The sequence below is a fragment of the Streptomyces sp. NPDC058964 genome (assembly GCF_042741275.1).
GTDB lineage: Bacteria > Actinomycetota > Actinomycetes > Streptomycetales > Streptomycetaceae > Streptomyces.
In genome coordinates this window covers 1-4874 of the sequence record NZ_JBHYKH010000612.1, presented here as the reverse complement: position 1 = coordinate 4874, position 4874 = coordinate 1, and the positions used below count along the sequence as shown (strand labels likewise).

The following is a 4874-nucleotide window of genomic DNA, read 5'->3' as shown; positions in this document are numbered from 1 at the left end:
CGCGGGCGGGGTTCCATTTGGGGGGTCGGGCACCATCAGCGGTTACATACACACCCACAGGTATGCCCCCCCGCCCCGCAGGCGCGTACTGTCGGACCTGTCTCGCTGACCCGGCCCGATCCGGGCCGCGTTCCGCCCACGCGGCCCGCGTGTCCGGCACGCCCGGCCGGTCGGACGGCGTCGGCACCGGCGCGCGTCCGGGGCGACTTCGGGAATCAGCCCTCGTAGCGCGAGGGCGGGAACGGGGCACGGCCGCGCCGGGTGGCATTGCCGGTGGGAATGTCACCCGACCTCACCTGGCGCTCGATCTCGTCCATCGCTTCCCGGTACACGGACTCGGCATCCTTGGCGGGGACGCCGGGCAGCCCCGCTCCCCGGCGGTCCTGCGCCGTCAGTTCCGCGAGCTCCTCGTCGTCCGGCCGCCGGGGCATGCCCCTGTTGTGGCCGCGGTCCGGGTTGCCTTCGACAGCTCGGTTGGACTTGTGGTGGGGCGCCATGGGCGGCCTCCTCAAGTGAGTACCGGAGCGTCCGCACGCCCAGGTACATCGTGCGTCGGGACTGCTCCTTCCTCTCGACCGGCCGAGGCCGAACCGAAAGTCACCGCCTACGCGGCCGCTCCGGGCGCGGCGACAGGTCATCTCCACCCAAACGCGGCCGTAGGCATTCTGCAAGTGGAACCGATCCTCGCGATTCGCGTGCTCCGGGCAGCGGTCCCGTACGGCGATCATCGCCCGGTTCTGTGGAAGACATGTCACGAACGGCCGACCGCGCGTCACGGGCGATCTGCACCGCCGGCGTCCTGCTCGGGGGAGCAAAACGGCACTGTCCTCGAGGACCACCCGGGACGCGGTGGCGGTCAATGGGCTGGTCGCCCCGGCGAGCACCGTTCTCGCCCACGCCCTCACGCCCGGCGAGTACATGCCGCGGGCGGGCGGTCACGCGGTCACACTGTGCCGCCGGGGATGCGCACCGCGTCACAGCGGTGTGCGTTCCTCGCCGGAGGTGTCAGGGGGACTGCCGCCGCAGGCCGCTGGTGATGCGCTCCCAGCGGGAGCGGGTGGCGCCGAAGCCGGTCTCGTGCTCCCAGATGTGGGTGCACGAGGGGCACTGCAGATGGAGCAGGCTGCCGTTGTTGGAGAGCAGGTAGCGCCAGTGCGAGGAACATGTGCGCCGCTGCTCGCACGTGTCGCAGTCCTGGCTGTCGTTGCAGTTCGGGCAGCTCACCCAGGCGCGACGTCCGATGTCCGCCTGCGGGTCAAGCGGCAGCATTGCCGTCGCCCCTCTTCGACAGCACTCCGGCCGCGACCAGCTGGTCGTACACGCGCCGCTGGTCCTCGTCGAGCCCGGAGTACAGCAGGTCGTACGCCGCGTCCTCGTCGCGCAGCACCGCGACGGGATCCCAGTCGGGTCCGAGGGCGGCCAGGACATGAGCCCGCCGGTCCACCTCGTGCGCGGTGAGGTCGACGGCGAAGTCGACCGGCGCGGAGGGGTCCGGCCGTCCGGAGTCACTCCGGCGCACCGCGTCGGGTTCGTCCGGATCGACGGGAAGCGTGGGCTCATGGGAGGACATGTCACCGAACCTAGGTAGGCCCGCTGGCCTGCGGCAAGAGCAGGTGGGGGAAGTCACAGCCCGCCGCGCGGGCCGTGCCTACGGATTCGGGGACGGACCCTCCGGAGCCGTGAGCAGCGAGAGGTGGGCCATGTCCCTGGGCGGCGGGGTCGTCACCGACCACAGGGGGGCGGGGGTCCCGTCGGCCACCGCGGCCGGGGCGTCGGTGAGGTTCATCCGCTCGCGCAGCCGGCCGTAGAAGTCCATCGGTCCGAGCCGGACGGCCCGCAGCCTGCGCGGCGCCGCGTACACACCGATCCAGTCCCCCGGCTCGAGCACGCCGCGCAGCTCGCCGTCGACGCTGACCGCCGCCGGGCCGGAGCGTTCGAGCACACGCAGTCCGACCGGCTCGTCGGGGGCCGTGACGACGGACCGGTTGAACGTCATGTGCGGCGCGACCGGCGTGAAGACCAGCGCCTCCGCGCGGGGCGACACGACCGGGCCGCCGGCGGCGAAGCTGTAGGCGGTCGAGCCGGTCGGCGTGGCGACCAGCAGGGCGTCGGCGGAGTACGACGCCAGGAGCCTGCCGGAGACATAGACGCCGACCGAGACCTGCCGGTCCCGCGACAGCTTCTCCAGGACGATGTCGTTGAGCGCCATGACGTGGAGCGGGATGCCCCAGTCGACGTCGACCTCGCAGTCCATGCGCACCCTGGGCGGCGGCAGCAGCGGACCGCGGCCGTACCGCAGCAGTACCTCCATGTCGGAGGGCACCTCCAGACGGCGGGAGGCGCGCATGGTGAGCAGCATGCGCTTCTCGACCGTGTGGCGGTTCTCCCGTACGGCGTCCAGCGCCGCGCGCACCGCCGTCGCGGGGACCTCCGTCAGGAAGCCCACCCTCCCCAGGTCGATTCCGAGGACCAGGGCGTCGTCGGCCGCGGCCAGCCGCGCGCCGCGCAGGAACGTGCCGTCGCCTCCCAGGGTGACGATGAGGTCGGGATCGCCCGCGGAGTCGACCTCTTCACGGGCACTGTGCCGACCGCCGTCCTGCCAGACGTCGATGTCCGTGCACGGCACGTCGTGCTCGGCGCACCAGTCGCGCACGGTGCGCGCCGCCTCCACGGCTTCCGGCCGCCCACCGTGCACGACCAGTCCGAGCCGGTTCACCGTCATGTCTGCCTCCAGATCACCCAGCGCAACGGCCAGTAATCCTGACCGTGAAGGGGGCGTCCCCGTGAATGCCACGCCGCTGGGGCCGGAGTCTGTCGCGCCGGTGGTCCGAAGCCCGCCCCGGAAAAGGATGTTGGCGGCAACGGACGTCGACCCGGCCGCGTCCCTTCCGTACGCTGTGACGACCCGTCAGTGTTCCCCGTCGTGCGCCCGCAGAGGACCGAATGCCGACCATCCGACTTGTCCAGTACCTGACATCAGTAGCCGCAGCGCTCACCCTCCTGGCCGCCTCGCCGACGGCGGTCGCCGCCTCGGAGCCCGCCGCCTCCGGGGTCCACGCTCAGGCCTCGGCCACGGACTCCGCCGCGGACTTCCCCCGGGCGACCGACGCCTGGCAGCCACCGCTGTCCACCCGTGGCCGGTACATCGTCGACGCCCGGGGGAACCGCTTCCGGCTGCGATCGGCGAACTGGGACGGCGCGCAGGGATCGTGGACGGGCAGCGGAAGCGCCGGCGATCCCGCCAACCACCACGCCGGCCAGGACTCCAACGGCATACCCCTCGGCCTGGACCGCGCCTCCCTGCCCACGCTGCTCGCCGACTTCCACGCACTCGGCATCAACAGCGTCCGGCTGCCGTTCTCCAACGGGATGATCCATTCGACGACGCCCGTACCGGACGCCGCCGTCGCCGCCAATCCCCAACTGCGCGGCCGGACCCCCTTGCAGGTCTACGACGCCGTCGTGACCGCCCTCACCGGGGACGGGTTCGCGGTCATCCTCAACAACCACACCAACACCTCCCGTTGGTGCTGCGGCATCGACGGCAACGAACGCTGGAACAGCAGCCAGTCGACCCAGCAGTGGGCCGACGACTGGGTCTTCATGGCCCGCCGGTACGCCGCCGACCCCCGTGTCGTGGGCGCCGACCTCTACAACGAAGTACGACGTGACGTACTGGACGACCCCAACTGGGGCCTGGGTGACGCCCACGACTGGTACGCCGCGGCCCAGCTCGCCGCGGACCGCATCCTCACCGAGGCCAACCCGAACCTTCTCGTCGTCGTCGAAGGCATCAACTGGACCGGCGTACCCGTCGACGGGCTGCCGCACGACCGCCCCACCCTCACACCGGTGCGCACGCTCTCGAACACCCTCGTGGACACCCACAAGCTCGTCTACTCGGCCCACTTCTACGGCTACACAGGCCCCCGGCACAGCGGCGCCACCGGAGTCGGCGAGACCCACGATGCCCGCTACCAGGACCTGACCCGCGACCAGCTGTACCAAGTCCTCGCCGATCAGGCCTTCTTCGTCACCACGGAAGGACAGCACTACACCGCTCCCGTCTGGGTCAGCGAGTTCGGCATCGGAGCCAACGAGACGGGCACCGCCGCACGCACCTGGTTCGGCAACATCACCGACTACTTCGTCGACCACGACACCGACTTCGCCTACTGGCCCCTGGTCGGCTGGGAGGGCCACGACGACTGGGCCCTGCTGCGCTACGACTCCGCCGGGCACCGGTCCGGCATCCTCGACCAGGGCGACTGGCGCGCCACCGCCTGGAACCACCTCATGACCGCGGCGAGCCGCACCCGCTACGTCGCACCGACGGCCGTCTGGCGCATGCTCAGCACCGACCACGGCGACCAGGTGCAGTCCGTGCGGGTACGGGCCGGGGGCGACTGGGACTCCGGGGCCTACAAGGCGGCCTGCCCCGACGGCCTGCGGCTGATCGGGATCAGTCACACCACCGGCCGTGGCCTGTGCACCGACACGACCGCCGGTGACCTGCGCGCCGCGGGGAACACCCAGACGGTCGTCACCGACGAACGCTACGTCCCCTCGGGAGGCGACTGGGCCTCCGGCTACACCAAACTCCAGTGCCCCGCCGGGCAGTTCGTCATCGGCTACAGCCGCCGCGGTACCCGCCTGTCGGCCGCCCTGTGCGTGCCCGCCCGCGCCGCGCTGGACCGCACCGGGCGGACCGTCTGGCTCGACCGGTCCGACAACCGGCCCGCCGACGGAGCCGGCGGGGACTTCGCGTACGGCGACTACAAGGGCCAGTGCGCCGCCGACGAGTAAGTGGACTGTGTAGCATTAACCGCCCGCCTGGGCAGCCGCCAAGTTAATGCTGCTCTTTTTTTCTGTGG

5 protein-coding genes are annotated in these 4874 nt (G+C 71.5%); 1 reads left to right on the top strand and 4 read right to left on the bottom strand.

Going from position 1 to position 4874, the window contains the following annotated elements; translation table 11 throughout:
• Positions 1 to 215: 215 nt before the first annotated feature.
• The 4 genes from ACFW2E_RS41470 to ACFW2E_RS41455 all read right to left on the bottom strand — a co-directional run bounded on the left by ACFW2E_RS41470 (position 216) and on the right by ACFW2E_RS41455 (position 2722).
• Entirely contained in the window at positions 216 to 497 is a 282-nt protein-coding gene (locus ACFW2E_RS41470; RefSeq protein ID WP_384475707.1) for a hypothetical protein, read from the bottom strand.
• 508 nt (positions 498 to 1005) lie between these two features.
• Positions 1006 to 1269 (bottom strand): hypothetical protein, encoded by a 264-nt coding sequence (locus ACFW2E_RS41465; protein WP_384475704.1) that lies wholly within the window; start codon positions 1267 to 1269, stop codon positions 1006 to 1008.
• Entirely contained in the window at positions 1256 to 1570 is a 315-nt protein-coding gene (locus tag ACFW2E_RS41460) for a DUF6400 family protein (RefSeq protein ID WP_384475702.1), read from the bottom strand. Before ACFW2E_RS41460 ends, ACFW2E_RS41465 begins: the two co-directional genes overlap by 14 nt.
• Positions 1571 to 1648: 78 nt before the next feature.
• Complete coding sequence (locus ACFW2E_RS41455) at positions 1649 to 2722, bottom strand: NAD(+)/NADH kinase (protein WP_384475699.1); 1074 nt, start codon at positions 2720 to 2722, stop codon at positions 1649 to 1651.
• Between the two features lie 221 nt (positions 2723 to 2943).
• On the opposite strand from ACFW2E_RS41455, the gene ACFW2E_RS41450 reads away from it, so the two are divergent.
• Entirely contained in the window at positions 2944 to 4806 is a 1863-nt protein-coding gene (locus tag ACFW2E_RS41450) for a glycoside hydrolase family 5 protein (protein ID WP_384475696.1), read from the top strand.
• Positions 4807 to 4874 lie beyond the last annotated feature (68 nt).